The sequence below is a fragment of the Neobacillus jeddahensis genome (assembly GCF_000612625.1).
In the GTDB taxonomy this organism is placed as follows: Bacteria; Bacillota; Bacilli; order Bacillales; family Cytobacillaceae; genus Neobacillus; species Neobacillus jeddahensis.
Window position 1 is genome coordinate 1 of record NZ_CCAS010000042.1, and the last position, 25,680, is coordinate 25,680.

At 39.2% G+C, this 25,680-nt stretch carries 28 protein-coding genes; 27 read left to right on the plus strand and 1 reads right to left on the minus strand.

Annotated features, from left to right (window positions below):
* Positions 1 to 126 precede the first annotated feature (126 nt).
* From TY15_RS16320 to TY15_RS16385, 14 genes are all read left to right on the plus strand, one after another.
* Positions 127 to 720 carry a YpjP family protein gene (locus TY15_RS16320; RefSeq protein ID WP_040208519.1) on the plus strand — a complete coding sequence of 198 codons (594 nt, stop codon included), beginning with the start codon at positions 127 to 129 and terminating at the stop codon, positions 718 to 720.
* Positions 721 to 821: 101 nt separating this feature from the next.
* Entirely contained in the window at positions 822 to 1,403 is a 582-nt protein-coding gene (locus tag TY15_RS16325) for a TerD family protein (protein WP_040208521.1), read from the plus strand.
* Between the two features lie 74 nt (positions 1,404 to 1,477).
* Entirely contained in the window at positions 1,478 to 2,254 is a 777-nt protein-coding gene (locus TY15_RS16330; protein ID WP_040208522.1) for a TerC family protein, read from the plus strand.
* Between the two features lie 142 nt (positions 2,255 to 2,396).
* Complete coding sequence (locus TY15_RS16335; RefSeq protein WP_040208523.1) at positions 2,397 to 3,584, plus strand: HpcH/HpaI aldolase/citrate lyase family protein; 1,188 nt, start codon at positions 2,397 to 2,399, stop codon at positions 3,582 to 3,584.
* Entirely contained in the window at positions 3,535 to 4,881 is a 1,347-nt protein-coding gene (locus TY15_RS16340) for a phosphoribosyltransferase family protein (RefSeq protein WP_040208524.1), read from the plus strand. The genes TY15_RS16335 and TY15_RS16340 overlap by 50 nt, the downstream gene beginning before the upstream one ends.
* Before the next feature lie 10 nt (positions 4,882 to 4,891).
* A complete protein-coding gene (locus tag TY15_RS16345) occupies positions 4,892 to 6,013 on the plus strand; it encodes a cysteine protease StiP family protein (RefSeq protein ID WP_040208526.1) in 1,122 nt (373 codons plus the stop codon).
* Positions 6,010 to 6,813 carry an HAD family hydrolase gene (locus TY15_RS16350; RefSeq protein ID WP_040208528.1) on the plus strand — a complete coding sequence of 268 codons (804 nt, stop codon included), beginning with the start codon at positions 6,010 to 6,012 and terminating at the stop codon, positions 6,811 to 6,813. The genes TY15_RS16345 and TY15_RS16350 overlap by 4 nt, the downstream gene beginning before the upstream one ends.
* A gap of 556 nt (positions 6,814 to 7,369) precedes the next feature.
* Positions 7,370 to 9,007, plus strand: coding sequence for a YceG family protein (locus TY15_RS16355; protein WP_042375006.1), 1,638 nt, complete (start codon positions 7,370 to 7,372; stop codon positions 9,005 to 9,007).
* 3 nt (positions 9,008 to 9,010) lie between these two features.
* A complete protein-coding gene (locus TY15_RS16360) occupies positions 9,011 to 10,114 on the plus strand; it encodes a toxic anion resistance protein (RefSeq protein ID WP_040208530.1) in 1,104 nt (367 codons plus the stop codon).
* 45 nt (positions 10,115 to 10,159) lie between these two features.
* Entirely contained in the window at positions 10,160 to 10,771 is a 612-nt protein-coding gene (locus TY15_RS16365; RefSeq protein ID WP_040208532.1) for a TerD family protein, read from the plus strand.
* Positions 10,772 to 10,841: 70 nt separating this feature from the next.
* A complete protein-coding gene (locus TY15_RS16370) occupies positions 10,842 to 11,420 on the plus strand; it encodes a TerD family protein (RefSeq protein ID WP_040208534.1) in 579 nt (192 codons plus the stop codon).
* A 137-nt stretch (positions 11,421 to 11,557) separates the two neighbouring features.
* Positions 11,558 to 12,259, plus strand: a complete 702-nt coding sequence (locus tag TY15_RS16375; RefSeq protein WP_040208536.1) for an anthrax toxin lethal factor-related metalloendopeptidase — start codon at positions 11,558 to 11,560, stop codon at positions 12,257 to 12,259.
* A gap of 35 nt (positions 12,260 to 12,294) precedes the next feature.
* Positions 12,295 to 13,089, plus strand: coding sequence for a thymidylate synthase (locus TY15_RS16380; protein ID WP_040208537.1), 795 nt, complete (start codon positions 12,295 to 12,297; stop codon positions 13,087 to 13,089).
* On the plus strand, positions 13,086 to 13,574 hold the full coding sequence (locus TY15_RS16385) for a dihydrofolate reductase (RefSeq protein ID WP_040208539.1): 489 nt from the start codon (positions 13,086 to 13,088) through the stop codon (positions 13,572 to 13,574). The genes TY15_RS16380 and TY15_RS16385 overlap by 4 nt, the downstream gene beginning before the upstream one ends.
* A 62-nt stretch (positions 13,575 to 13,636) precedes the next feature.
* Here TY15_RS16385 and TY15_RS16390 read toward each other — a convergent pair whose 3' ends face one another.
* The gene (locus TY15_RS16390) at positions 13,637 to 13,876 is read right to left on the minus strand and encodes a hypothetical protein (protein ID WP_040208540.1); all 240 of its coding nucleotides are present in this window, start codon (positions 13,874 to 13,876) and stop codon (positions 13,637 to 13,639) included.
* 319 nt (positions 13,877 to 14,195) lie between these two features.
* Between TY15_RS16390 and tatA the strand changes: the two genes are divergently transcribed.
* From tatA to hypE, 13 genes are all read left to right on the plus strand, one after another.
* A complete protein-coding gene (tatA, locus tag TY15_RS16395) occupies positions 14,196 to 14,390 on the plus strand; it encodes a twin-arginine translocase TatA/TatE family subunit (RefSeq protein ID WP_040208542.1) in 195 nt (64 codons plus the stop codon).
* Positions 14,391 to 14,579: 189 nt separating this feature from the next.
* Positions 14,580 to 15,332 carry a twin-arginine translocase subunit TatC gene (tatC, locus tag TY15_RS16400; protein ID WP_040208544.1) on the plus strand — a complete coding sequence of 251 codons (753 nt, stop codon included), beginning with the start codon at positions 14,580 to 14,582 and terminating at the stop codon, positions 15,330 to 15,332.
* A gap of 230 nt (positions 15,333 to 15,562) precedes the next feature.
* Positions 15,563 to 16,642, plus strand: coding sequence for a hydrogenase small subunit (locus TY15_RS16405; protein ID WP_040208546.1), 1,080 nt, complete (start codon positions 15,563 to 15,565; stop codon positions 16,640 to 16,642).
* A complete protein-coding gene (locus tag TY15_RS16410) occupies positions 16,635 to 18,356 on the plus strand; it encodes a nickel-dependent hydrogenase large subunit (RefSeq protein WP_040208547.1) in 1,722 nt (573 codons plus the stop codon). Before TY15_RS16405 ends, TY15_RS16410 begins: the two co-directional genes overlap by 8 nt.
* Positions 18,357 to 18,366: 10 nt before the next feature.
* Complete coding sequence (cybH, locus tag TY15_RS16415) at positions 18,367 to 19,161, plus strand: Ni/Fe-hydrogenase, b-type cytochrome subunit (protein WP_392391435.1); 795 nt, start codon at positions 18,367 to 18,369, stop codon at positions 19,159 to 19,161.
* A complete protein-coding gene (locus TY15_RS16420; RefSeq protein ID WP_040208550.1) occupies positions 19,154 to 19,639 on the plus strand; it encodes a HyaD/HybD family hydrogenase maturation endopeptidase in 486 nt (161 codons plus the stop codon). The genes cybH and TY15_RS16420 overlap by 8 nt, the downstream gene beginning before the upstream one ends.
* Complete coding sequence (locus TY15_RS16425; protein WP_040208551.1) at positions 19,636 to 20,076, plus strand: Rieske (2Fe-2S) protein; 441 nt, start codon at positions 19,636 to 19,638, stop codon at positions 20,074 to 20,076. Before TY15_RS16420 ends, TY15_RS16425 begins: the two co-directional genes overlap by 4 nt.
* Positions 20,066 to 20,428 carry a hydrogenase maturation nickel metallochaperone HypA/HybF gene (locus TY15_RS16430; RefSeq protein WP_306454199.1) on the plus strand — a complete coding sequence of 121 codons (363 nt, stop codon included), beginning with the start codon at positions 20,066 to 20,068 and terminating at the stop codon, positions 20,426 to 20,428. Before TY15_RS16425 ends, TY15_RS16430 begins: the two co-directional genes overlap by 11 nt.
* Positions 20,425 to 21,084, plus strand: a complete 660-nt coding sequence (hypB, locus tag TY15_RS16435) for a hydrogenase nickel incorporation protein HypB (RefSeq protein WP_040208554.1) — start codon at positions 20,425 to 20,427, stop codon at positions 21,082 to 21,084. The genes TY15_RS16430 and hypB overlap by 4 nt, the downstream gene beginning before the upstream one ends.
* Complete coding sequence (gene hypF / locus TY15_RS16440; protein WP_040208556.1) at positions 21,069 to 23,378, plus strand: carbamoyltransferase HypF; 2,310 nt, start codon at positions 21,069 to 21,071, stop codon at positions 23,376 to 23,378. The genes hypB and hypF overlap by 16 nt, the downstream gene beginning before the upstream one ends.
* Positions 23,351 to 23,587, plus strand: coding sequence for a HypC/HybG/HupF family hydrogenase formation chaperone (locus TY15_RS16445; RefSeq protein WP_040208558.1), 237 nt, complete (start codon positions 23,351 to 23,353; stop codon positions 23,585 to 23,587). Before hypF ends, TY15_RS16445 begins: the two co-directional genes overlap by 28 nt.
* Positions 23,559 to 24,671: a hydrogenase formation protein HypD gene (gene hypD, locus TY15_RS16450; protein ID WP_040208559.1), complete on the plus strand. Its 1,113-nt coding sequence runs from the start codon at positions 23,559 to 23,561 to the stop codon at positions 24,669 to 24,671. Before TY15_RS16445 ends, hypD begins: the two co-directional genes overlap by 29 nt.
* A complete protein-coding gene (gene hypE / locus TY15_RS16455; protein WP_040208561.1) occupies positions 24,671 to 25,672 on the plus strand; it encodes a hydrogenase expression/formation protein HypE in 1,002 nt (333 codons plus the stop codon). The genes hypD and hypE overlap by 1 nt, the downstream gene beginning before the upstream one ends.
* Positions 25,673 to 25,680 lie beyond the last annotated feature (8 nt).

Genomic DNA, 25,680 nt, shown 5'->3' on the forward strand with positions numbered 1-25,680 from the left:
TTTCTATAAGTAAGTTTATTCTATTGTGAGTTTATTGATTTTGCCTTTTTTATAAAAAAAGAAGTATAATATTTTGTAAGAAACTAATTTTCTGAAAATCTTGTAGTCATGAGGTGTGTAATAGAGATGAACAAGTGGCTTCGTAAATCCCTGTTTGTTATGGTTTCTATCCTAACATTTGGCCTTGTCACCCCAACACAGTTAATCCATTCAGTTAATGCTGATAGCTTTAACGATCGCGATGCTGTTGAAGCACATTCTGCAGATACTAGCTTCGATCTGCCCGAAAGATTATTAGAAGAATCCGAGTTTAATAGAGAGAAGTTTACGGAGGAACTAATAAAACAGGCAGAAAACCAGTCTTATCAAAAATTTGGGACAAAAATAAAGCCGGTAATCGAAGATGAATTTCGCGAGCTTATTTTACCTAATATAGAACAAGCCATTGTTGAAACAGCTTCTAATTTTCCAGAGGATGACTTAAAAAATTTAGTGATTACTGAGCAGCCTGGCGCGGGTCATGCCGAAAAAATTTTCAATATAAAAAATGGGGTTTCAGGGAAAGATATTTTACGTTTTCATGTACGAAGAGATAATCCACCAAAAGAGGGCTACTGGTTTAATTTTCATTACCATACCTATCATGATGATTTTCAAAGTCATCACGATCTTGGTTCGATTTATTGGGATAAAAATACCCCGCCAAAGTGGATGAGTTGAGGAAGATTTGCGTAAAGGTATGAAAAAAATTATCATAATAAATGAAACCTTTTTAAGAGAAACTCGTAAATAGACTATAACCTAAAATGGAGGAATGAAAAATGGCAGTAAGTTTATCAAAAGGTCAAAAAGTGGATTTAACAAAAACAAATCCAGGGCTAACTAATGTTGTTGTTGGGCTTGGTTGGGACACTAATAAATATGATGGTGGAAATGATTTTGACTTAGATTCATCCATCTTCCTGTTAGGAGAAAATGGTAAAGTAACAAATGAAACCGACTTTGTTTTCTATAATAATCCACAGGGGGCTAATGGAGCAGTTGTACATACGGGCGACAATCGTACTGGTGCAGGTGATGGTGATGATGAGCAAGTGAAAATTAATCTATCCGCTGTTCCAGCAAACGTTCAACGGATTGCTTTTACGATTACAATCCATGATGCAGATAGTAGAAATCAAAACTTCGGTCAAGTATCCAATTCATATGCACGGATCTTTAACGAAGCAACTGGTGAAGAGCTGATCCGTTATGATTTAGGAGAAGATTTCTCCATAGAAACAGCCATTGTCGTAGGCGAATTATATCGCCATAACGGTGAATGGAAATTTAGCGCAATTGGCAGTGGTTATCAAGGCGGTTTAGCCGCATTAGCAACGGACTTTGGTTTATCAATAGGCTAATAATTAGCCATCAAAAGACCCGAAATTAGGGGTCTTTTTAAAAAACGTTTTAACACCTAGGAGGAAGTCTTTTAATGTCAGTTATAGAACATATTTTGCACACGTATTCTCAATTTTTTAATTGGGAAATGTGGGGAGAAGTATTAACAGATCCGGTAAGTTGGGGCCTAATTGGTACACTTGTTATCTTAGAAGGATTACTATCTGCTGATAATGCGCTGGTATTAGCCGTGATGGTTAAACATTTGCCACCAAAAAAGCGGAAGAAAGCTCTCTTTTATGGTTTATTAGGTGCCTATGCTTTCCGTTTCATTGCCATTGGCATTGGCGTGTTCTTAATCAAGCTTTGGTGGGTAAAAGTATTAGGAGCAGGTTACCTTGCTTGGTTGTCTATTAAATACTTCCTCGATAAGCGAAAAGGTGCTGGACATGATGAGGAGGAAGCTGAAGGTCTAAATCAAAGCGGACTTTTGATTCGCTTATTTGGAAGCTTCTGGGGAACGGTTGTTGCAGTTGAGTTAATGGACATAGCCTTTTCTGTAGACAGCGTTCTTGCTGCATTTGGCGTCAGTGAAGCCATTTGGGTTTTACTAATTGGCGGTATGCTTGGCGTATTGATGATGCGAGGCGTTGCAGGTGTGTTCTTAACCTTAATCGATCGTGTTCCTGAGTTAGAAACAACAGCGTATATCTTAATTCTAATCATTTCAGTTAAAATGTTCCTTTCAGTCATTCATATTGAAATGGGACATATAACCTTCTTTATCATCTTATTAATCACTTTTGGTGCCACCTTTATTGTTCACTTTAGGAATAAGAAAAGGGAAGGCAGTAAGGAAAACAATTTATAATGGAATTCTAAATGTGGGGAGCTGACGAGAGTCCGTCTCCCCTATTTTTTAGTTTAAAGAAAATATTAGAAAATGGCCCCGCCTCGGATGTATATGAACCAATTGGTGGGTTTCTTTACCTTTATTAAAGGAGAAAATGGTTATGGAGTTTTTTACATATTTGTATGAGGATGAAATCAAGCGGTTTTTCTTTCAAAAGCCACAAGTATTTTCTAAATACACAGAGCGTGAACTTTTATCATACGGACTAGGTGCAACCCTCTATATGCCAGCCACTCGTCCGAATATACATCAAGAGATTCTTTCTAAGAAGCATGAAGGGCTGACATCCCTGGTTATTGATCTTGAAGATGCAGTTGGTGATACAGAAGTCCATGTTGCCGAGATGATGCTCATTACGGAAGTCACAAAGTTATTTGGAGAAATAAATAGAGGATTCCTTCGTTATGAGGATTTGCCGCTCATGTTTATTCGGATTCGTGACCTAGAGCAATTCAAACGGGTCACCGAGCAATTAGGGGATGCGATACATCTGTTAACTGGTGTAGTACTACCAAAGTTTAGTGCTAAAGCAGGAGAAGCGTTACTAGAAACTGTCCGTCAAATTCATTCAGATGATCATCCTTTTTACGCGATGCCAATTTTGGAATCCGCTCTGGTGATGCAGAAAGAAACTAGAATGAATGAATTGATGAACATTAAGTATCTGCTTGACAATTACAGAGATAATATTCTGAATGTTCGAATAGGTGCAACTGATTTTTGTGGCTTATATGGGATCCGTAGAAGTGCAGACACGACTGTTTATGATATTGCTGTTTTACGAGACTGCATCTCTGATATTATTAATGTCTTTCAAAGGTTTGATAGTCCATATGTGGTATCAGGACCAGTTTGGGAATATTTCTCTGCTAAAAAAAGGATGTTAAAGCCACAGCTCCGGCAAACGCCGTTCCGTGAACGATATGGGGATGAAGGGTTGAAGCTGCGGGCAAAATTAATCGATGAAAATATGGACGGTCTCATTCGTGAAATACTCATGGATATAAGTAACGGGATCACAGGAAAAACGATCATTCATCCTTCGCATATCAAAGTGGTGCAGTCACTTAATGTTGTTTCCTATGAAGAATATACTGATGCGAGCAACATTGTCAATGCTGCGACAGGAAAGGTCGGGGTTATGAAAAGTGATTTTTCAAATAAAATGAACGAGATTAAACCGCATTTTTATTGGGCAAAGAAAACAATCTTAAAATCTCAGCTTTACGGGGTGTTACATGAAAACTACACAAACATCGATCTTATCAAAAAAGAAGTATACGTTTAATATTCTTAATTCTCTAGAAACAGAGATAGAGGTAGTGGAGAATCCCTTTCAGTTACCTCCCGATGAGCTTTTTACGATGGCGGCACGAATCAATAAAAAGCGGTCATTTTTATTTGTTAGTAAAGTGTTAGGGAAACATTTGCCCATTAATCCCAATAAAGGACTGCTAATAGCAGCTCTTCTGGCGACACGGTATGTAGAATTAGTTTGCGGATTAGACTGTGAAGAAAGGGAGACGCTGTTATCCCGATTTCTTACAAATGGTGATTTTGGCTCTCGTTCCTTTGTACCAGAACAAATAGATCCTGTAGTGATAGGCTTTGCTGAAACTGCGACAGCCCTAGGACATGCTTTTTTCAATTGCTTCCAAACCGCTGAATTTTTTCATACGACAAGAGAAGAAATCTCTGGTAAAAGTCCAGAGATCACTTTTGAGGAGGAGCACTCTCACGCAACCTCACATCGCTGTTATATTCCATTAGAGATGATTGATCATCAAAGAGAGATTATTTTTGTCGATGATGAAATGACAACAGGTAAAACAACCTTAAATATCATTCGTTCTATTCATGAAAAATTCCCCAGACAAGTTTATACGATTGTTAGCATTTTGGATTGGCGCTCACAAGAAAATCGGGAAAACTTTTCAAGACTAGAAGAGGAACTGAGGATAAAAATAAATGTTGTTAGTCTTTTATCCGGTCATGTTCAAGTGAAACAACTAACAGAACTAGAAAATCATGCTGAATTATATGAAACGAATGGGTTGGAAGAGCCGACTATAGAAGAACTAGACCTCACTTCCTTTTTTTATGCTTCTCCCTACACATCTACTAATTTATTGACCAAAGCACCTTTTATTGTAGAAACAGGGCGATTTGGTTTGTCTAGTCTAGAAAATAGATCGTTACATAAAAAGCTGTCAGCGGCCGCTGATTATCTAAGGGGAAAAAGAACAGGTAACAACATCTTATGTCTTGGTACGGGGGAATTTATGTATCTGCCTCTGATGTTGGCCGCGCAAATGGGCACAGGGGTTTGTTATCAATCCACAACGAGAAGCCCAATCTACATTGAAAACAAGGTGGGTTATGGGGCGAGGTATGGCGTAAACTTTTCCAATCCTGAGGACCATCAGGTTTCACACTTTGTATACAACATCCCACCAGGGCATTACGATGAACTATTTATCTTTTTTGAGAGAGAAGTAGATGATAACCAGTTAAAATCAATGCTGGAAGGACTTGGAAAAACGTCAATTAAATCAATAAAGATAGTCTTTTTTTCAAGAGTATGAGGTGAATAATATGCAAAAAATAGTTAATAAACCAGCTAGATTCGGAACCTATCAAGATCAGGATGTTCTGTTTTTATTAAAAGATTTAAGTGAAATAAAACTGGAAGATTCCGCACTTAATCGAGAATCCAAGATCCAATCAGGAGGACATTATAGTGAATCCTTGCCGATTGAGTACCAGCCGCCTAAGGAGTATGTTGAATTATTCTGGAAAACATTGCATGAATATAAGCAAAAAGTAGCTTTGTGTGTAGGGATAGTAGCTGAGCAAATTTATCAATTAAAGGGGAGAAAAACCGTCCTCGTTTCACTTGCTAGAGCCGGTACCCCTGTAGGCATCTTAATCAAAAGATATATTCAATTGCGATATAGTGTTTCATTACCACACTATAGTATTTCAATCATCCGTGACCGAGGAATAGATGAAAATGCCATTCAATATATTTGTAATGAACACCCTGATGGAATGATTCAATTTGTGGATGGGTGGACAGGTAAGGGCGCGATATCGATCGAATTAACGAAGGCTTGTCTTGAATATGAAAAAAAGCACGGAGTGAGTCTTGATGATACATTAGCCGTTATTGCGGATCCTGGTCATTGCACCACTCTGTTTGGAACTAGAGAGGATTTTTTAATTCCTAGTGCCTGTTTAAACTCAACTGTTTCCGGGCTTATTAGTCGAACGGTTTTAAATGATAACTACATTAGTAAGGATGATTTTCATGGAGCTAAGTTTTATCGAGAGTTGCTTGCAGACGATGTCTCTAATGAATTCATCGATTTAATTTCCAATGAATATCCTGCTATTTGGGAAGAGGCCACTAAAGTTGGCTCTGAAAAAAACCATCATGAGATCCACAAGGGCTTTTTAGGAATGGCAGATGTAAAGAAAATCCAGAATGAATTTTCGATTGAAAGCACAAATTTTATTAAACCAGGGGTGGGGGAAACTACTAGGGTTCTTCTCCGCAGGGTTCCGTGGAAAATTTTAATGCGTGATTCTTCAAGTCCTTTTGTAAAACACATACTGATGCTAGCGGAAGAAAAAGGGGTAGAAGTGGTGGAGTATCCTCATCTAAATTATTTATGCTGTGGGTTGATCAAATCGGTTAAGGGGATGCAAGAATGATATTTGCATCAGACCTTGATCGCACATTAATGTATTCCGCACGGGCAATCACTGATCTTGGCATGCCAATAAGCTCCAAGCTTAAACCCGTAGAGGAGAAGGATGGAAAATGGGTCTCCTTTATGACAGAAACCTCTTTCATAAAATTAAAAGAGATTTCCCACCAAGGAATTTTTGTACCGGTAACAACGAGAACAACAGCTCAATTTAACCGTTTTGTGATTTTTAAACAAGAGATTCCGATAAAATACGCTGTCACTTCTAATGGTGCTACTATACTATATCAAGGCATTCCTCTGAAGGAATGGTCAAACTATATTCAAGAGCGCAGACAAATGGAGACAGTATCACAAATTGAATTGCTCAATGTTTTGAAAAAAGAAGGTTTCGACCTAGATGGTGAGAAGAATCAGGCGGAGAATTTGTTTTTCTATTACATATTAAATTGTCTCCCGACGGTTACTGAAAAGGAAGCGATCGATGAACTGGCTCTCAAAAATGGCTGGAGGGTTTCCTTACAAGGGCGAAAATTGTATTTTATCCCAAAGGCGATTAGTAAAGGAAGCGCGCTTGAATATATTTGTAAACTTGAAGGCATAAATGCGATTGCAGGGGCAGGAGACTCTATCCTTGATTGGGATTTTCTAAAGAATTGCCAATATCGATTTGTCCCAAACCACGGTGAATTGGCTAATTTACTCGCACCGGTGCCTGGCACTACCAACTATTTTTTAACAAAATCAAGTGGTTTGTTAGCTGGTGAAGAGATTCTTCAACAGTTTCATAACTTATTGTCATGATCATGCGAACTAGTATTTTCGCATGATTCGACTGAATAGAAAATAATATAGGCAAGCGAATAAACAATAGGATGCAATAAAGAATAGAATCGATATTGTTAACGACTGTATCGCGGGTGAAAGCAGCATGGTAAAGATGAAACTGAATACAAATAAATCAAGATAAATAAATAAATCGGAAATCATTACTTCCATAACGGTATTCAATTCATCATGGACGTGGTCAATCCTTGGTCGTTTATATAAAAATCGCATATAAGTCACCTACTTTAATGTGAGTACTCAATAGTATGTAAGGACGAGGTAAAAGGTGAAAGATTGAGAATTAGAAGAAGAGTGAAACATTTTTTCTCGACTTTCGTATAAACAAATGAACCAAAGAATCAACTGTGATATGATAATATAGAAACCTTACATAATTTTCTAGCAGTAAAGCGAAAGTGCCTAGTCAGGGAATGATGGAAAGACATTGCTAAAGACTGGAACTGGACAATTCTCAAAGTTTGATTTTTTTTCTTGTGAGAAGCTTTCGCGTTTAGAGGGAAGGGATTTTTATATGTATCCACCATTAAGTCAATTGAACGTAAGCTCCATATCCCTTTCTTATGAAAATTGGCAGGCCATGTTAAAAAAACAATTGCCTGAACGTCCGAATTATTCATTGGAAAAGGGAACAATTCAAATTGGGCAAGTGGTAGGAAAGTTTTTGGGGATACCAATTGATGCGGATGAATATTATAATCAGCTTTTTGATTACATCCACAATAAGGAATGGGAGCTACAGCTGCTAACCGAAGCGTCACTGAATAAAACCATTGATAATGCTCATTTTCAATCCATTCAAAAAGTAATTAATATTAATAATGAACAGAAACTATCCATTAATCGTTTCACTGCTTTTCTTGATGGGGAACAACTGTTGCTGAAATCAAAAGTGCCTGTGATTCATCGAAAATTGAGAGAAGCAATGATTGCTACGCTTGAATTGTACGCAAATCGCGAGCCATCAGGGCTTAAAAACCATGAGTTGAGACGGATTCTCGTTGATCTTGTTAAATGGTCAATTAACCATCTCCAGCAACCATTGGACCATGCAGATCCACAAAGAGCGATGCCCAAATTTTTATGGTATGGAGACTTCAAAAAAAGTCATCAATATTTTTTATATTACTTATTGAAACTTGGCTGTGATATCGTTATTTTTCACCCCGAAGGCATCGATATTTTAGCTGGGCTAATTGAAGAGCCGGTATTCACCCATGAATACCCAAATAAACAGCCGGCAGAATCGTTTCCAATGGAAAAACGTGCTCGGAAAACAACCGTTGCTTACCGGGCCTCTAAAGAAATCGAGACCATTTTAAACCAAGAGGGGTCAGGCTTGTATAAACCATGGCAATTAAGAGATTACACACCATCGTCGATCACTTTAAAAACAACCTATGACGAGCTATATATTCTCAGTAAAGAAATTGCTATGGTTCGTCCGAATTTTGAAGTGGGGAACGGGCAAGTCAAAATCCCGGCTATTTTTGCTAAAGTGCAAGGGGTTAGTAAAAATCGAAAAGAGTATTGGGATCGAATTCAAGCTCTTAGTCAATTTGAGCATAGTTTATTAATTCGAAGGCTCCCTTTCACTATACCCAGTACTGCTGATTTTCGTTTTCATTATCGAAACGCACTCGGTCATGATGGGTATGTGAACCCTGACAAGGTAATGCAATCACACTACTGGCCCTATTCCTTTTTAGCAACAGGCTTGCAACGAGGAATTGCCAATGCGATTAGGAGAATCTGTGAAAAACCAGAGTTAAAGCCTTTACCAAGTGAAAGTCTCGATGAAGTAAGAATGTATTTGTTTACTCAAGCCATGTTTATGCCTAAAAATATCATTCAGTTGATGGAGAGGTTCGATTATTCTCAGCATGTTCCCAAATTAATGATTTACAATAACGAAGGAACAGGACCACTTTCACGGTCGGATGCGGCTTTGTTGCTGCTTCTAAATCAATTTGGAATTGATATTATCCTCTATAATCCACCAGGGCATAATGATATTGAAAACTATCTCGATGAACGTTTATTTGATAAACATTGGCTTGATGACGTTGTATTTGATCTTGAATTCAAGGAGCCTTCACTATTCAAAAAAGGTCTTTTTCAAGGCATCTTAAAAAATTTAAGGGGAGATTAATCAGTGAATCTATCACCAAATCCATCTAGTGGTGTAACACCTACTGGGGCCGAGGATGTATTAACGGAAACAAAAGTCTCCGATATTAAACTGGCACTTCGCAAAGAACCCGAAATTCAGAATTTAGCTCGTACCATTGATGAACGTGATCAAATTCAAATTTTAGAGTTTGGAAAAGAGCCAGCCGTACAGATATCTCGGTTTTCTGATCAAATTTTAAGCAATATGCGGACAACAAAGGTAGAAGATTCCGGGGAGTTACTGAAACACCTTGGTCGTATTATGGACAAATTTGATGCGAAGGACTTTCAGAAGACCTCAGGAGGTATTTTCGGTAAACTCTTTAAAAAGGGCGAGAAAATGGTGGAGAAGTTATTCGGAAAATACCAAACGATGGGTTCCGAAATTGATAAAGTTTATGTAGAAATCTCGAAATATCAGCATGAGATGGTGGACTCCACTAATATGCTCGAACAAATGTATGAGCAAAACTACCAATACTATTTAACGTTAGAAAAATATATCGTAGCTGGTGAATTAAAGGTGGAAGAGCTGAAAGGCAATCAACTGCCACAGCTTGAAGCCCGCGTAGCTGCCGGTGACCAGCTTGCATCCATGCAGTTAGATTCATTGAAGAATGCAATAGATCTGTTGGAACAAAGAATTTATGATTTAGAAATGGCGAAAATGGTTTCCCTGCAGACAGCGCCGCAAATTAGGCTTTTACAAAGGGGAAATACGAAGCTAATTGGAAAGATCAACTCTGCCTTTGTTACAACCATACCTATCTTTAAAAATGGTTTAATACAGGCGGTAGCAGCGAAAAGACAAAAGCTTGTCGCAGATTCTATGAGTGAGCTGGACCGTAGAACGAATGAAATGTTGCTTAAAAATGCACAGAACATTTCTCAGCAAAGTACAGATATTGCTAGACTTGCCGGTGGTCCAAGTATTAAAATCGAGACCATTGAAGAATCATGGAATATTATCATCAAAGGAATGCAAGAAACCCGTGCCATTGAAGAAGAGAATAAACGAATGAGAATTGAGGGCACTAAACGATTAGAACAGCTTCAAGAAAACTTTAAAAAAGTGAAGCAATCATAATTCTAAGATTGTTAGTTCTACAAAAAAACTTATGAGGTGAATGGAATGGCGATTAATTTACAAAAAGGTCAACGTGTTGATTTAACGAAAGGAAACCCTGGACTATCGAAAATCTTGGTGGGACTAGGCTGGGATCCTGTACAGAGTGGAAAGGGCGGAGGCTTATTGGGCGGACTATTCGGCGGTGGCGGCGGTGCCAATGTTGACTGTGATGCTTCCGTTATTATGCTTGGGGCAAATGACAAACTCCAATCTAATAAAGACGTCGTATATTTTGGTAACTTAAAAAGCAATGACGGCAGTATTCAACACTCAGGAGATAATTTAACTGGTGATGGTGATGGCGATGATGAACAAATTATGATTGATTTGAGCAAAGTACCATCTACTATCCAGAAGCTAGTATTCGTTGTAAATATTTATGATTGTGTTAAAAGAAAGCAGCATTTTGGGATGATTCAAAATGCGTTTATCAGAATTGTAAATCCAAGTAATAATCAAGAGCTTCTTCATTACAACCTATCAGATAATTATAGCGGTTTAACATGCCTTGTGACGGGTGAAATTTATCGCCATGGCAATGATTGGAAGTTTGCAGCGATTGGTAGTGGCACAAATGCTGCCAGCCTAAGTGAAGTAGTACGTTCGTTTAGTTAAGGATTGTAATGGAAATACGTGGATTGCTTTCTAGAGTTCCGATGAGACGAATTGTAACGAGGTGAGTTATTTGGGGATTAACTTAGCAAAAGGACAAAGAATTGATCTAACGAAAACGAATCCTGGGTTAACCAAGGTTATTGTTGGCCTTGGTTGGGATACGAATCGTTATCATGGAGGTCATGACTTTGATTTAGATGCTTCTGCCTTTTTGACAGATGCGAATAGTAGAGTGATTCAAGATTCTGATTTTATCTTTTACAATAATTTGATTGACCCCTCTGGAGCGGTTGAACATACAGGTGATAACCGGACAGGAGAGGGGGACGGCGATGATGAGCAAATCAAGATCGATTTCAGTAAGGTTCCTTCTCATATACACCGAATTGCGATTACGGTAACCATTCACGATGCAGATTTGAGAAACCAAAATTTTGGTCAAGTATCCAATGCCTTTGTTCGCCTCTTGGATGAAGAATCAAACCGTGAAGTTCTACGCTTTGATCTTGGCGAAGATTTTTCAGTTGAAACAGCTGTTGTCATTTGTGAGCTCTACCGCCATAATGGTGATTGGAAGTTCAGCGCTGTTGGAAGTGGTTTCGCGGGTGGTTTAGCTTCACTTTGTCGAAATTTTGGGTTAGAAGTTTAAAGAATATACTAGCGAGTTGCCGGTTGGCAACTTCTTTTTTTTGAAGCATATTCCTTTTTTACCTTTTAAATTCCACTCATTATTGCTATTTTACATGTTATAATTCTATTAAAACTAGACAAAATGGGGTAAATAGAATGCGAAAATGGGTCGTCGCTGTGGTTGTGGCGGGGTTGTTTTTATCATCGATTACGACATCTGATGCTTCTTTTGATGGGATCATGCTAGGGGACTTTCCTCAAAATACGGAACTCTATCAATCACTTAAAAGTGACCAATCAGTCCAGCTTGTAAAGCAAATCATTGTGCTACCCCAACAATCCTTTGATCAAAAAGAAGCGGCAGCCATCATCTCAAGAATAGATTCATTGCCAAGGTCTTTATTAGAAAAATTAACTCAACATGGAGTTATTGTTAAACTTTTTACAGGAAAACTGACGGATAATCCAACAGTAAAGCATTTAGCAGGGATTGTTCCTCGTGGCTATCAATCTAATTTAACATGGGATGATGTTCCAGGGATCGGTGGTTCAAAACTAGTTCTTGTTAAAATCGGATCTAGTAATGATGGGACTGCACATGGATCGGTAAATTTAGAATTACATGAATTGGCCCATACGATTGATCATTATCTGCTAGGAAAAATTAGTGATTCTGATGAGTTTCAGATAATTTGGGAGAATGAGCATGAAAAATTGTTTCCAGGTAATGATTATTTCTTTTATCAAGAAGAATACTTTGCAGAGTGTTTTGCTATGTATAATTTAAATAAAAATACAAGAGAAAAATTGTTGGAAAAGGCTCCTAAAACATTTGAGTTTATGAAGGAACTTCAATAAAATTAGTAGATATGGTAGTTAAGGGAGTGTCTGATTTGAAACAATATTTACAATTATGCGAACATGTTTTGAAAAATGGTAGAGTAAAGGGTGACCGGACTGGTACAGGCACGATCAGCACTTTTGGGTACCAAATGAGATTTAACTTGGAGGAAGGTTTTCCCCTTCTAACAACTAAAAAGTTGCATTTAAGATCGATTATTTATGAGTTATTATGGTTTTTAAAAGGGGACACCAATGTTCAGTATCTTCAGGAAAATGGTGTACGGATTTGGAATGAGTGGGCAGATGAAAATGGTGAATTAGGACCAGTATATGGGTCCCAGTGGCGCTCGTGGACAGGTGCTAATGGAAAAACCGTTGACCAAATCAGTGAATTAATCGAGCAAATTAAGACTAATCCAAACTCACGTAGATTATTGGTTAATGCATGGAATGTTGCCGAAATAGACGACATGGCCTTACCTCCGTGCCATTGTCTATTCCAATTTTACGTGGCAGATGGGAAGCTGTCCTGTCAGCTATACCAACGTTCAGCAGACGTATTTCTTGGGGTTCCATTTAATATTGCATCGTATGCACTATTAACGTATATGATCGCTCATGTGTGTGATCTACAGCCTGGGGAATTTATCCATACATTTGGGGATGTCCATATTTATCAAAACCATCTTGAGCAGGTGAAGCTGCAAATGGACAGAGAACCGCGAGAATTGCCAATTTTAAAAATTAACCCAAATGTAAAGGATATCAATTCATTTGAATTTGAGGACTTCACATTAGAGGGATATGACCCGCATCCTCACATTAAAGGAGTAGTCAGCGTATGATTTCCTTCATCGTCGCAATGGATAAGAACCGAGCCATCGGTAAAGATAACCAGCTGCCATGGCATCTGCCAGAGGATTTGAAATTTTTTAAAAGGGTTACCATGGGTCACCCAATTGCAATGGGAAGGAAAACGCATGAATCGATCGGACGTGTTTTACCTGGTCGGGAAAATATTGTTATTACACGTCAACCTGGTTTTCAATGTAGGGGTTGTACAATGTTTTACACTGTAGAGGAGTTTGTTCGCTATAGTCGTGAGCAAAATGGCGAGATTTTTGTCATTGGTGGCGCGGAAATTTTTAGGGGAATTTTCCCGTTTGTTGATCGATTATACATTACATACATTGATGAAATCTTTGACGGGGATACTTTTTTTCCAGATTTTGACCTTAATCAGTGGACACTTGTATCTAGTGAGAAGGGATTAAGGAATGAAAAAAATCCTTATGATTATGAATTTAGGATATTTAGCCGAAAATCATAGAAAAAAAGTTGCACCAGTATTTGTTGCTGGTGCATTTCCTCGTTTCATTATGAATAGAACCATTAAAAATACGAACCGTTTAATTCGTATTCGGCCATTTTTGCAAGCATACCTCTGAATTCAAGGGGATGGCAAAATTCCTCTTCATGGAAATGCATTTTTACCCAGGCGATTAATTCAATTGGACTATTGAAGTATTCTCCACTTCGATCACTTTTACGAATTGTGTATCTTCCGTTGTCATCATCAAGTGTTACCTCTACAGGGAGGGCACCATCAAAACTACATAGTGAAAATTCCATCCTCATCACATCCAATCCAAAAGGTTAAATATTTCATTAATATATGTTCCTATTGTTCAAATTATATGCAAAAAACATATAGTTGTCAAAATATTTTAAAAATTTAATCAACAAATTGGACATTGACTTACAGGATAGTAATTGTTAAATTGTCTATAGTGATTCATTATTGAAATTGGAATGTTAAATATCACACATTTCACTTTTTTATTGGATTTTGTGAAATTACTATGAATTATTGCCGTTAATTAACTCAAAAGGGTTTTTCGGTACTATAATCATAGTAGAAATATACACCACTTGAAGGGGATGTAAATCCATGTTTTCAAATATCGGAATACCCGGATTAATTTTGATTCTAACACTAGCACTTATCATTTTTGGACCAAAGAAACTACCGGAAATCGGAAAGGCCTTCGGACAAACTTTAAAAGAATTTAAAAAATCAACCCGTGAACTTACGGATGATGTGATGGAAGATATAAAGGATGAAAAGAAAGACTTGACAAAATAAGGTGTAGGATTTTAATCTTGCACCTTTTCTTCTTGAATTTTATACCTATTCAGATGTGAAATAACTTGATATCATCTTAAACTTAGTAAGATTGTTAATGTCTATAAGTGTGTTAAGAATCTCTAACTGGATCGAAAGATTTCAACCACTTAGCTTTTTTTTAACCTTTGAAATTGGCAGGGGAAGTACATGGAAGATAAAGAATTAAATTTAGTTGATCATTTAGAGGAATTACGGAAAAGGATTATTATTTCCGCACTAGCATTTGTCATCTTTTTTATTGCTGGTTTTATTTATGTAGACGATATCTATCGCTGGTTTGTTGGAGATACTAAACTTCTCGTGCTTGGACCTAGCGATATTATGTGGATATATTTTATGATTGCGACTGTGGTCGCGATTGCAGGCACAATACCAGTATTGGCCTTTCAAATTTGGCTGTTTGTAAGGCCAGCATTAAGGCCGGTAGAAAGACGGATAACGGTTTCTTATGTCCCGGCATTATTTATTTTATTTATCACTGGTCTTGCATTCGGTTATTTTGTCATTTTTCCAATGGTATTAGATTTTTTGGTAAATATAGGAAAAGATATGTTTGTTACAAACTTTACTGCGGAAAAATATTTTAGGTTTCTTATGAACATGACCCTTCCATTTGGAGTGTTGTTTGAACTTCCGGTAGTTGTAATGTTTTTAACTTCACTGGGTATTATTAATCCGTTTGTATTGTCAAAGATTCGTAAATACGCCTATTTTGTTTTAATCATCATTGCGGTTGTGATCACACCACCAGATTTCATGTCTGATTTTGTTGTGACATTACCATTATTGCTCCTTTATGAAGTTAGTATAAATTTGTCTAAATTCGTTTATCGGAAACGATTAAAGAAGCAGCAGCTGGAAGAGGAAAACGAGGATGAAGAAGAAGTTATAAAAGCGTAAATACTTCTAAAAAGACTTTAAGGGAATCACCCTTAGGTCTTTTTTTTTTTGCGAAAAAGCACTACGTTACATCAATTATCACGTTATTAATAGAAAATAATGTAAAAATCTAGTTAAGAATACTTTGTGTATTTTTCAGAATTATCAAGACTAATGACCTATAATTGTACTAGAATTTTTTATGAAATCAAGTTTTTACATATTTCAATGACATATGGAGGGGATAGCGGATGAAGGAACAGAAAACAGTTTACCAAGCCGCGATTGACCGTGGAGTAAGTCGACGCGACTTCTTGAAAATGTGCACAGCTTTGGCTGCTACTTTGGGTCTAGAGTTTACTCAATCAGACCAAGTGGTTAAAGCTATGGAAACAAAGTCAAGAGTACCAGTTGTTTGGCTGCAATTCCAAGATTGTACAGGGTGTTCCGAATCATTTATTCGATCATCACAACCAAAGACTGAAAGCGTTTTACTTGATATGATTTCACTAGAATATTCGGAAGTGCTTTCGGCAGCAGCAGGTCACCAAGTTGAAGCCTCCATGAAACAAGTACTTAAGGATTACAAGGGAGAGTATGTTCTTGCTGTGGAAGGAAGCATACCTGATGATGATGCATTCCTGAGTGTTGCAGGGCAATCTGCCAAGGCAACATTCCTTGAAATGGCAGAAGATGCAAAGGCAATCATTGCCTATGGATCGTGTTCCTCGTGGGGGGGGATCGCCGCTGCTCATCCCAATCCAACAGGTGCCAAACCGATTACAAACTTTGTGAAGGGCACGCCAACAATCCTTGTACCTGGTTGTCCACCAATAGCTGAAGTTATGACGGGCGTAATTGCTCATATCATTACATTTGGTAAATTACCGGAGTTGGATCATTTGGGCCGTCCCAAAGCTTTTTATCGCCATCGTATTCACGACAAGTGTAATCGCCGTGCATATTTTGATGCCGGCTTATTTGTTGAGTCTTTCGATGATGAAGGGGCAAAACAAGGTTATTGCCTATATAAAATGGGATGTAAAGGTCCAACAACATATAACTCATGTGCAGAAATGCGCTGGAACGGTGGGGTAAGTTACCCGATTCAATCAGGTAATCCGTGTATAGGGTGTTCGGAAAAAGACTTCTGGGATAATGGCCCATTATTCACAAGAAGAGCCAAAATTCCTGGAACACAAACCACTATTAATCCGGATGCCGTTGGTCTCGCAACCATTGGATTAGCAACCGCCGGTATTGCCGTTCATGCCACAGGAACTGTGATCAAGAAAAAGAAAGATGACAAACGAGGTGAAGACCATGAGTGAACGTATAGTAGTAGATCCAATCACAAGAATTGAAGGTCACTTACGTGTTGAAGTCGATATAGATGAACAAGGCGTCATTAAAGAAGCATATAGCTCTGGGACTGCAGTACGCGGCTTAGAATTGATTGTTAAGGATCGAGACCCGCGTGATGTTTGGGCTTATGTTCAGCGAATATGTGGTGTTTGTACAACTGTGCATGCACTTGCTTCCATTCGTTCAGTAGAAGATGCATTAGAAATCAAAATCCCGAGAAATGCTCATTTGATTCGTGAAATCATGAATGAGGCAATCTTCATTCATGACCATGTCGTTCATTTTTATCACTTGCATGCCTTGGATTGGGTGGATGTTGTCAGTGCAATTAGTGCAAATCCTGCAGAAACCTCTAAGCTTGCTCAGTCCATCTCAAGCTGGCCAAAATCATCTCCAGGTTATTTTCTGGATGTTCAAAACAAAGTGAAAAAATTAGTTGAAAGTGGTCAATTGGGTATCTTTGCAAATGGTTATTGGGGGCATAAAGCTTATAAGCTTCCACCAGAAGTAAATTTACTTGCTGTTGCGCATTATTTAGAAGCGTTGGATTGGCAAAAAGAAATCGTTAAGATTCACACTATTTTTGGTGGTAAAAACCCGCATCCTCATTATGTAGTCGGTGGAATGGCTACACCGCTTGATATCGATAGTGATAATGGAATACATGCTGAACGATTGATGCACGTTTCTCAGCTCATTGACCAAGCGAGGGAATTTGTTACCCAGGTTTATATTCCCGATTTATTAGCGATAGGTTCATTTTATAAAGATTGGACTTATGGTGGTGGCTTAAACAATTACTTGTGCTATGGAGACTTTTCAACGGGTGATCTTTATGATACAAAGCTTTACCGGATGCCACGGGGTATTATCTTAAACGGTAATCTAAAAGAAGTATTAGATGTTGACCTTAAAGATCCTAAACACGTCCAGGAATTTATTGATCACTCTTGGTACACCTATGATGGAGATAGAGGTGGAAAAGGAAAGCATCCATTTGATGGTGAAACGACCCTTGATTATACAGGTCCAAAAGCACCATTTAAGACCTTGGACACTGATAAGGAATATAGCTGGTTAAAAGCGCCACGTTGGAAGGAACATCCGATGGAAACGGGACCGCTGGCAAGGATGATGGTGGGCTATGCTTCTGGTAAAGAAGAGATCGTCAACATTGTCGACGAAACATTGAAAAAGCTAGAACTTCCAATGGATGCTTTACAATCTGCATTAGGGCGTACTGTCGCACGCGGCCTCGAGTCTGTTCTCATTTCAGGATGGATGCGGAACGATATGGATGAATTATTAGCAAACGTTAAGAGTGGCAATCAGACTACATTTGATCGAACAAAATGGGATCCAAATACATGGCCGGAACGTGCCAAAGGTGTGGGCTGGATGGAGGCTCCACGTGGAGCACTTGGACATTGGATTGATATAAAGGATGGAAAAACCTATAACTATCAGGCTGTTGTTCCGTCTACTTGGAATGCTTCGCCACGCGATCATCAAAATAAAATTGGCGCCTATGAAGCAGCATTAAAAGGAACACCTATGCTAGATAAAGAGCAGCCGTTAGAAATCATGAGGATTATCCATTCATTTGACCCATGTCTTGCATGTGCCGTTCACTTAACCGATTTGGAAACAAATAAAACGACTGAAATTCGTTTAGGTTAGGAGTGAAAATATGGGTGCGCCAAAATTACCAACACAATCGCCTGGCCCATTTCCTGAAGATCCGATGATCAATAGCGAGAATTCATTTCACCCTGAAAGGCCCATTCAGTTCAAAAAAGTCAAAAATGAAGTGAGAGCGTATGTTTGGGAATTACCTATAAGAATTTTCCATTGGCTTAATGCGCTTGCGATTATGGTGTTAATGGTGACTGGAATTTACATCGGTAAACCGTTTGCCTCTGCTAGTATTCCAGAGGAGGCCTATTATTCTAATCTAATGGGCTGGATGAGATATGTTCACTTTTTTGCTGCGTTTATTTTTGTGGCGAATCTTTTGTTTCGCTTATATTGGGTTGCAGTCGGAAATAAATTTGCAACCTCTAACCCACTTAGATGGATTTTTTGGAAGGAATTATTCGAAACGATAAAATTCTATTTATTTTTGAAAAATAAAAAACCGCACTTTGTCGGTCACAACCCGCTAGCGCAGTTAAGCTACTGGATTTTTATCGGTCTAGGATCGTGGATTGTGATGTTAACGGGATTTTATATGTACTTTGAGCCGCAGCCAGAATCATTCTGGGCAAAATTATTTGTTTGGGTTCCTTACGTATTTGGCGGTGATAGTTATACACTTCGTTCTTGGCATCATCTGACTGCGTGGGGATTTATGTTATTTACACTCATTCATGTCTACATGGCCTTCCGTGATGATTACCTTGAACGGAATGGCTCCATTTCATCGATGGTGACTGGATATAAGACAACGACGAACAAATCAGTTGGTGAAAAGAATAATGACTAAACAAACAGCAAATAAAATTACCATTTTAGGAATCGGCAACACCCTCTTCTCTGATGAGGGTGTTGGCATTCACCTTTTACCGTTACTGGTAGAAGCCTTAAAAGAAGATGAACAGATAGAAATTATTGAAGGGTTAACGGACGGGATGAAACTGCTTGGTCCTGTAGAGGACACGGATAATCTGATTATCATTGATGCGATTAATGCTGGAAAAGAAGGTGGAACAATCATTTCCTTAGAAGGGGAAGAGATTCCTGCCTATTTTGGAATCAAAATGTCCATTCACCAACTTGGATTCCAAGAAGTGTTATTCGCGGCAAAACTGCGGGAACGATACCCAAGACAAATTGTCATGTTTGGGATGCAGCCCACCTCTCTCCAACTTGGGATCGGCTTGACAGAAACGAATCAAAATAAGCTAGATGATCTATTAACTATTGTTTTGGATCAAGTTCATCGCTGGAGAACAGGATCATGAGACGAGGGGACTTTTTAAAGGAAATGGCAGGGAGTCTTTTCCAAACAGCAAAATCTGTTTATGAGCCTTTTTTAAGCGAAGATTTGGAAAAGGTGGAAGTAGTTGCAGATCGAGTATTAGGGATTAGCTGGAAACCGCTAATGAAAAAAGAGGAGATTGGGTCCGATCTGGAAATGAAGTTTATAAGTGGAAGGCCTGTAATAGTCGCAAGATATGGAACGAACATGGAGGCAATTGATGGCGTTTGTCCTGTTTGTTCGAATATTATTGTCGTAACAACACTATATTCAAGTGGGAAATGTTTGAATTGTCAAAAAACATATAATTTTAATACACGCTCTGGGGAGTTGCAGCTTAAATCTTACCCCCTAAAACTTGTCGATGATACGGTTTTTATCGGGTTTATGAATAAGAAACAGGGTGGTCATGATGCATGAAATGGCGCTAATGGGAGATATTCTTCAGTTAGTCCAGGAAGATGCTGTTGGTAAAGGAATGGATAAAATTGAAAAAGTTGAATTAATTGTTGGTGAAATCGCAAATGCCATGCCAGATGCGCTACGAATGGCATTTGATCTTTTACGCGATCAAAATCTCCACTTTTTTTCTGTACATGCTGAACTGGTTATTCATCGTGAGGAAGCCAAAGCAATCTGTGTTCTTTGTGGTGAAAAATACAAACCTGAGCAAAAAATTGCGTTGTGCCCCATCTGCCATATTCCGTCTGGAAAGGTAGTGGCAGGGGAGACTTTTCAGGTTTTATCATATGAGGGGAGTAATGGAAGATGAAAGTGACATTAAGAACAGATGTATTAACGAATAACAATAAAGCAGCAGAATTTAATCGAGAGCTTTTCCAAAACACGAAAACCTTAGTGATGAATCTAATGAGTTCACCTGGGGCAGGAAAGACTACCCTGTTGGAGGAAACTGTCCGAGTTCTTGCAGGAAAATATCGCATTGCCGTCATTGAGGGTGATCTAGCGACGGAAAGGGACGCCGACCGAATTCGGGCAATGGGAGCAAGAGCGGTGCAGATTAATACTCATGGAGGCTGTCATCTTGATGCGCGTATGGTTGCAGCTGCATTGGGCGAATTAGATTTGGATGAAATTGATATTCTCTTCATAGAGAATGTCGGAAATTTAGTTTGTCCCTCTGGCTATGATTTAGGACAAAAGCATAAAGTGGCTGTTTTAAGTGTGCCAGAAGGAAATGATAAAATCCCTAAATACCCACAAATGTTTATGCGTACCGAATTGGTTCTATTAAATAAACTGGATTTACTTCCATACCTTGATTTTAGCGTGGAGGAGGCAAAAAGGGATTTAGCGGAAATCAATCCGAAGTCTAACTTGCTCCCACTTTCTGCTCGGACACAGGAAGGAATGCATGAATGGTTTTTTTGGATTGAAGGAGCATATCTTAAATGGTTACAGCAGTAAAAATTGCCGTTCGCGGAAGAGTACAGGGGGTCGGTTTTCGCCCGTTTGTATTTCAGCTTGCCGATAAATATCAGTTAAATGGTACCGTTCAGAACAATATGGATGGGGTTAAAATCCACCTCGAAGGAGAAAAGCAGGCGATAAATGACTTTTTATTGGACCTGAAAACCAATGCTCCAAGACTATCAAAAATTAATGAAATTTTAGCAGAGGATGGACAAACGCTCAACCTCTCTGATTTTACGATCCTAACGAGCAAACGAAGTGGGACTTCGATGCTGGTAATCCCGATTGATTCGGCAGTTTGCGAGGAATGTCTGCAGGAGATGAAGGATCCTACTAATTTTCGCTATCAATACCCGTTTATCAATTGTACTCAGTGCGGACCACGTTACACCATTATTTCGGAGTTACCATATGACCGGCCATACACTTCGATGAAGGACTTCCCGATGTGTGATGATTGCAGGAAAGAGTATGAAGATCCAACTAATCGACGCCATCATGCGCAGCCGATTGCTTGTCCAAAATGTGGGCCACAAGTGCGGTTACTCGAAAGTAATGGGTTAGAAGTTGATTCCGAGAACCCAATAAAGAAAACGATACAGTTGTTGAAGGCGGGAAAAATTATCGCGATCAAGGGGATAGGCGGTTATCATCTTTGTTGCGATGCTCGGAATGAATGGTCCGTTTCAGAATTGCGCAGAAGGAAAAATCGGCCAGTACGACCACTCGCCGTCATGGCTTCATCGATATCAGCCGTTCAAGAACTTGCTGAAATAAATGAAGCTGAGCATGATCTAGTGGTGAGCCCTGAATCACCGATTGTGGTATTGAAGAAAACTGAACAGTATTCGTTAGCAGAAGGCGTAGCACCAAGTATGAGCACGATAGGGATTATGCTTCCCTATACTCCGCTTCATCATTTACTCTTTACAGACCCTGAACTGACTTGCCTCGTCATGACGAGTGCAAACCCTTCAGGAATGCCAATTCTTTACCAAGATGATGAGGCAATACAATATCTAAATGGGATTGCCGATTTTTATCTCGTTCATAATCGGGAGATTCTGCATCCAGTCGATGATTCTGTCGTTCAAATAAATAATGGAACACTTGATTTTCTACGCAGATCGAGAGGATACGTTCCCGACCCGTTTTTTACAAGTACAGATGTGTCAGGAATTGTTGCTTTTGGTGGACAGCAGAAGAGTACCTTCGCCATCGGTCGAAATGAACAGATTTTTGTCGGACCACATATAGGAGATTTAGAAAATATCGATACAATCGACCATTACAAAAAAGAATTAGACCATCTATTAAAGTGGATGGATATATCAAAAACTACGGCGGTGATTGATGCCCACCCCGACTATTATGTTCAGACACTAGCAAAAGAGTCTAGGATTGATGATGTAATAGAAGTTCAGCATCACCACGCGCATATGGCAGCGTGTTTAGAAGAACATCAAATCCCTGGTGAGGCTTATGGAATCATTCTGGATGGAACGGGCTATGGCTTAGATGGCAACATTTGGGGGTTCGAAATTTTCTATGGAGATGCGGCTGAATATAAACGGCTGGCTCATTTACACTATACCCCACTTCCTGGTGGAGAAAAGTGCATTCGAGAGCCATGGCGAAATGCGGCAGCGATGCTCATTTCATTACAAGGAGAAACCGGCCTTTCACTAGCAAAGTCCATTTTTCCAGATAAAGCTTCTGAGATTGATATTTTAAAAGCAATGATTGAAAAAAAGATCAATACGGTTTATGCAGGAACCTGCGGCCGCCTATTCGATGCTGTTAGTGCCATGTGTGATGTCACAAAGGTTTCAAGTTACGATGGAGAGGCCGCCATTCAATTAGCAGAGTTAGTGAATGATCAGTTAATGTATGAACCCTACAGCTTTCAACTACTTGATAATGGCACTCTAACAATTCAGTTTGCTGAGATGATCAAAGAAATTGCTTTTGATGTTTTAAGTTGTCAGGATGTTCGCATCATTAGTGGGAGATTTCATGAAACAGTGGTTCAGGCAGTAATAACAGCAATGGAGAAAATTACGGCAAAAAACCTTGCTCATCATAAAAAGGTTGTGTTATCAGGAGGAAGTTTTCATAATCGTTATTTACGGAAAAGAATCATGACTGAATTAAGCAAAAAAGATTTTTCTGTATTTGTTCCCGAAAAAGTTCCATGTAATGATGGCGGGTTATCATACGGTCAATTAGTTGTTGCCGCGGCAAGAAGGAGGGCACATTCATGTGTGTTGGCGTACCAGCAAAAGTAGTGAAAAAAATGGAGTATAGTGCGGTTGTGGATGTGATGGGGTCACAGACAACGGTGGGCATTATTTTCGTACCTGAAGTGGAGCTTGAGGATTATGTCATTGTTCATGCTGGTCAGGCAATGAGTATAGTCGACGAAACCTATGCAAAACAGAGTGTGGAGGAATGGAGGAAACTAATCAATGCTCGAAATTCTGAAGCAGTCCAATAATCCGGAAATATGTAAGCCATTAGTAGAGGCAGTAATTGAAAAAGCAATAGAATTCCAGCAAAAGTTTGGTAGAAAGCCAGCCTTTATGGAGGTTTGCGGCTCCCATACGATGGCACTTGCACGGACAGGGGTAAAGCAATGTTTGAAGGATGTGGTCAACCTTATTTCCGGTCCAGGTTGTCCGGTTTGTGTAACGGATCAGCGCTCGATTGACGCCATGATCGCCTTAGCAGAAGGGGAGAATCGTATTATCTGTACATTTGGCGATATGATGAGAGTCCCTGGCTCGACGAGAACATTAGTAGATTCCAAGATTTCAGGAAAGGATATCCGTGTTTTATATTCACCAGTTGATGCTGTGAAGGTGGCTATAGAAAATCCTGACAAAGAAGTTATTTTTCTTGGAGTTGGATTTGAAACAACCATTCCAATCATGACTTTAATGGTAGGAGAAGCTGAAAAACAGGGGATCACTAACTTTTCGATTTGGATGACAACCAAGCTTGTTGAACCGGTTCTTCGCTTTTTATTGGATGCAGGAGAAGTAAATTTGGATGGTTTTTTACTTCCAGGACATGTTTCGATTGTGTTAGGGGAAGATGCTTATCAGTATTTAGTTGATGATTACCATATATCAGGGGTGATTGCTGGCTTTGAAACAGCAGAGCTGCTTTCCTCTATCTACAAATTGCTTGACCTGATCTTAAGTGAAAAGATTTCAATAGAAAATAATCACCCTTCTGTAGTAACGAAAACAGGCAATCAAGTGATCCATCAATGGCTAGAAAAGTATTTAACGGAATGTGATGAAGCCTGGCGCGGGATTGGTGTCATTCCAAATAGTGGGTTAGATTTAAAAACCGAATACGAGCAATTTAACGCCAAGAAGCGGTTTTCCGTAGTGGTAGGAGAGCCGCGGAAGACAAAATGCCGCTGTGGAGAGGTGATCCGAGGCTTGATTACACCAAATGAATGTCCATTATTCGGAAAAGCATGCCATCCGATGAATCCCGTTGGTCCGTGCATGGTCTCCACTGAAGGTAGCTGTTCAGCCTATTATCACTACATGAGGGAGAGTTTTTAATGGAAAAATATATTAGCTTAGCTCATGGTGATGGAGGAGAACGAAGTCATCGGTTAATCCGTGATGTCTTTATTGAAGCATTTGGCGATTCAAATGCCTCCCTGTTCGATGCAGCAGCCATCACGATGTCATCCCATAAAATAGCAGTGACGACTGATTCATTTGTGATAAAACCGATTTTCTTTCCCGGTGGTTCAATTGGAAAGTTAGCCGTGGCTGGGACAGTAAATGACCTCGCTGTGAGTGGTGCGAAGCCAGCCTTTTTAACATGTGGGTTTGTGATAGAGGAAGGGTTTCCGATTTCCGATTTAAAGCAAATTGTTTCAGATATGGCAAATGAAGCTAAGAAAACAGGTGTATCCATTGTAGCAGGAGACACAAAAGTGGTTGAACGTGGTTCTGCGGACGGAGTATTCATCAATACAACAGGAATTGGAATCTATGAACCTGGGATGGGCTGCAGCCTTCAATTTGAGGAGGGAGATGCCATCATTGTTTCAGGCACGATTGGGGATCACGGTGTCGCCGTTATTGGTGCAAGAGGAGATCTTGGAGTAACGGTACCCATTCAAAGCGATTGTGCATCACTGAATATCATGCTTGAGGAAGTTTTAAGGGAGACTAATGGGGTAAGAATCATGCGCGACCCTACTAGAGGCGGTCTTGCTACAACTATCGTTGAGATTGCTGAAGATTTCCATTTGACTATGAAACTAAATGAATCCTCACTTCCAATCAAGTCGGAAGTTCATGGGGTATGCGATTTACTAGGGTTCGATCCTTTATATCTTGCTAATGAGGGAAAAGCGATTATTATTGTCGCTAATCAGGAAAAAGATAAGGTGCTTGAAATTTTACGCAAGTGTCCTGAAGGAAGGGATGCTGTTGTCATTGGCAGCGTCATAGCGAAAGGAAAAGGACAATTATTATTAGAAACCCCACTAGGCTCCAAACGGTTATTAACAAGACTATCAGGGACGATGTTCCCGAGAATATGTTAAGGTTAGGC

What these genes read in the sequence shown, in the direction of transcription:
- TY15_RS16320 (WP_040208519.1), top strand. Translation starts at nt 127, where the DNA reads ATGAACAAGTGGCTTCGTAAATCCCTGTTTGTTATGGTTTCTATCCTA.
- TY15_RS16325 (WP_040208521.1), top strand. Translation starts at nt 822, where the DNA reads ATGGCAGTAAGTTTATCAAAAGGTCAAAAAGTGGATTTAACAAAAACA.
- TY15_RS16330 (WP_040208522.1), top strand. Translation starts at nt 1,478, where the DNA reads ATGTCAGTTATAGAACATATTTTGCACACGTATTCTCAATTTTTTAAT.
- TY15_RS16335 (WP_040208523.1), top strand. Translation starts at nt 2,397, where the DNA reads ATGGAGTTTTTTACATATTTGTATGAGGATGAAATCAAGCGGTTTTTC.
- TY15_RS16340 (WP_040208524.1), top strand. Translation starts at nt 3,535, where the DNA reads ATGAAAACTACACAAACATCGATCTTATCAAAAAAGAAGTATACGTTT.
- TY15_RS16345 (WP_040208526.1), top strand. Translation starts at nt 4,892, where the DNA reads ATGCAAAAAATAGTTAATAAACCAGCTAGATTCGGAACCTATCAAGAT.
- TY15_RS16350 (WP_040208528.1), top strand. Translation starts at nt 6,010, where the DNA reads ATGATATTTGCATCAGACCTTGATCGCACATTAATGTATTCCGCACGG.
- TY15_RS16355 (WP_042375006.1), top strand. Translation starts at nt 7,370, where the DNA reads ATGTATCCACCATTAAGTCAATTGAACGTAAGCTCCATATCCCTTTCT.
- TY15_RS16365 (WP_040208532.1), top strand. Translation starts at nt 10,160, where the DNA reads ATGGCGATTAATTTACAAAAAGGTCAACGTGTTGATTTAACGAAAGGA.
- TY15_RS16375 (WP_040208536.1), top strand. Translation starts at nt 11,558, where the DNA reads ATGCGAAAATGGGTCGTCGCTGTGGTTGTGGCGGGGTTGTTTTTATCA.
- TY15_RS16385 (WP_040208539.1), top strand. Translation starts at nt 13,086, where the DNA reads ATGATTTCCTTCATCGTCGCAATGGATAAGAACCGAGCCATCGGTAAA.
- TY15_RS16390 (WP_040208540.1), bottom strand. Translation starts at nt 13,876, where the DNA reads ATGGAATTTTCACTATGTAGTTTTGATGGTGCCCTCCCTGTAGAGGTA.
- tatA (WP_040208542.1), top strand. Translation starts at nt 14,196, where the DNA reads ATGTTTTCAAATATCGGAATACCCGGATTAATTTTGATTCTAACACTA.
- tatC (WP_040208544.1), top strand. Translation starts at nt 14,580, where the DNA reads ATGGAAGATAAAGAATTAAATTTAGTTGATCATTTAGAGGAATTACGG.
- TY15_RS16405 (WP_040208546.1), top strand. Translation starts at nt 15,563, where the DNA reads ATGAAGGAACAGAAAACAGTTTACCAAGCCGCGATTGACCGTGGAGTA.
- TY15_RS16410 (WP_040208547.1), top strand. Translation starts at nt 16,635, where the DNA reads ATGAGTGAACGTATAGTAGTAGATCCAATCACAAGAATTGAAGGTCAC.
- cybH (WP_392391435.1), top strand. Translation starts at nt 18,367, where the DNA reads ATGGGTGCGCCAAAATTACCAACACAATCGCCTGGCCCATTTCCTGAA.
- TY15_RS16420 (WP_040208550.1), top strand. Translation starts at nt 19,154, where the DNA reads ATGACTAAACAAACAGCAAATAAAATTACCATTTTAGGAATCGGCAAC.
- TY15_RS16425 (WP_040208551.1), top strand. Translation starts at nt 19,636, where the DNA reads ATGAGACGAGGGGACTTTTTAAAGGAAATGGCAGGGAGTCTTTTCCAA.
- TY15_RS16430 (WP_306454199.1), top strand. Translation starts at nt 20,066, where the DNA reads ATGATGCATGAAATGGCGCTAATGGGAGATATTCTTCAGTTAGTCCAG.
- hypB (WP_040208554.1), top strand. Translation starts at nt 20,425, where the DNA reads ATGAAAGTGACATTAAGAACAGATGTATTAACGAATAACAATAAAGCA.
- hypF (WP_040208556.1), top strand. Translation starts at nt 21,069, where the DNA reads ATGGTTACAGCAGTAAAAATTGCCGTTCGCGGAAGAGTACAGGGGGTC.
- TY15_RS16445 (WP_040208558.1), top strand. Translation starts at nt 23,351, where the DNA reads ATGTGTGTTGGCGTACCAGCAAAAGTAGTGAAAAAAATGGAGTATAGT.
- hypD (WP_040208559.1), top strand. Translation starts at nt 23,559, where the DNA reads ATGCTCGAAATTCTGAAGCAGTCCAATAATCCGGAAATATGTAAGCCA.
- hypE (WP_040208561.1), top strand. Translation starts at nt 24,671, where the DNA reads ATGGAAAAATATATTAGCTTAGCTCATGGTGATGGAGGAGAACGAAGT.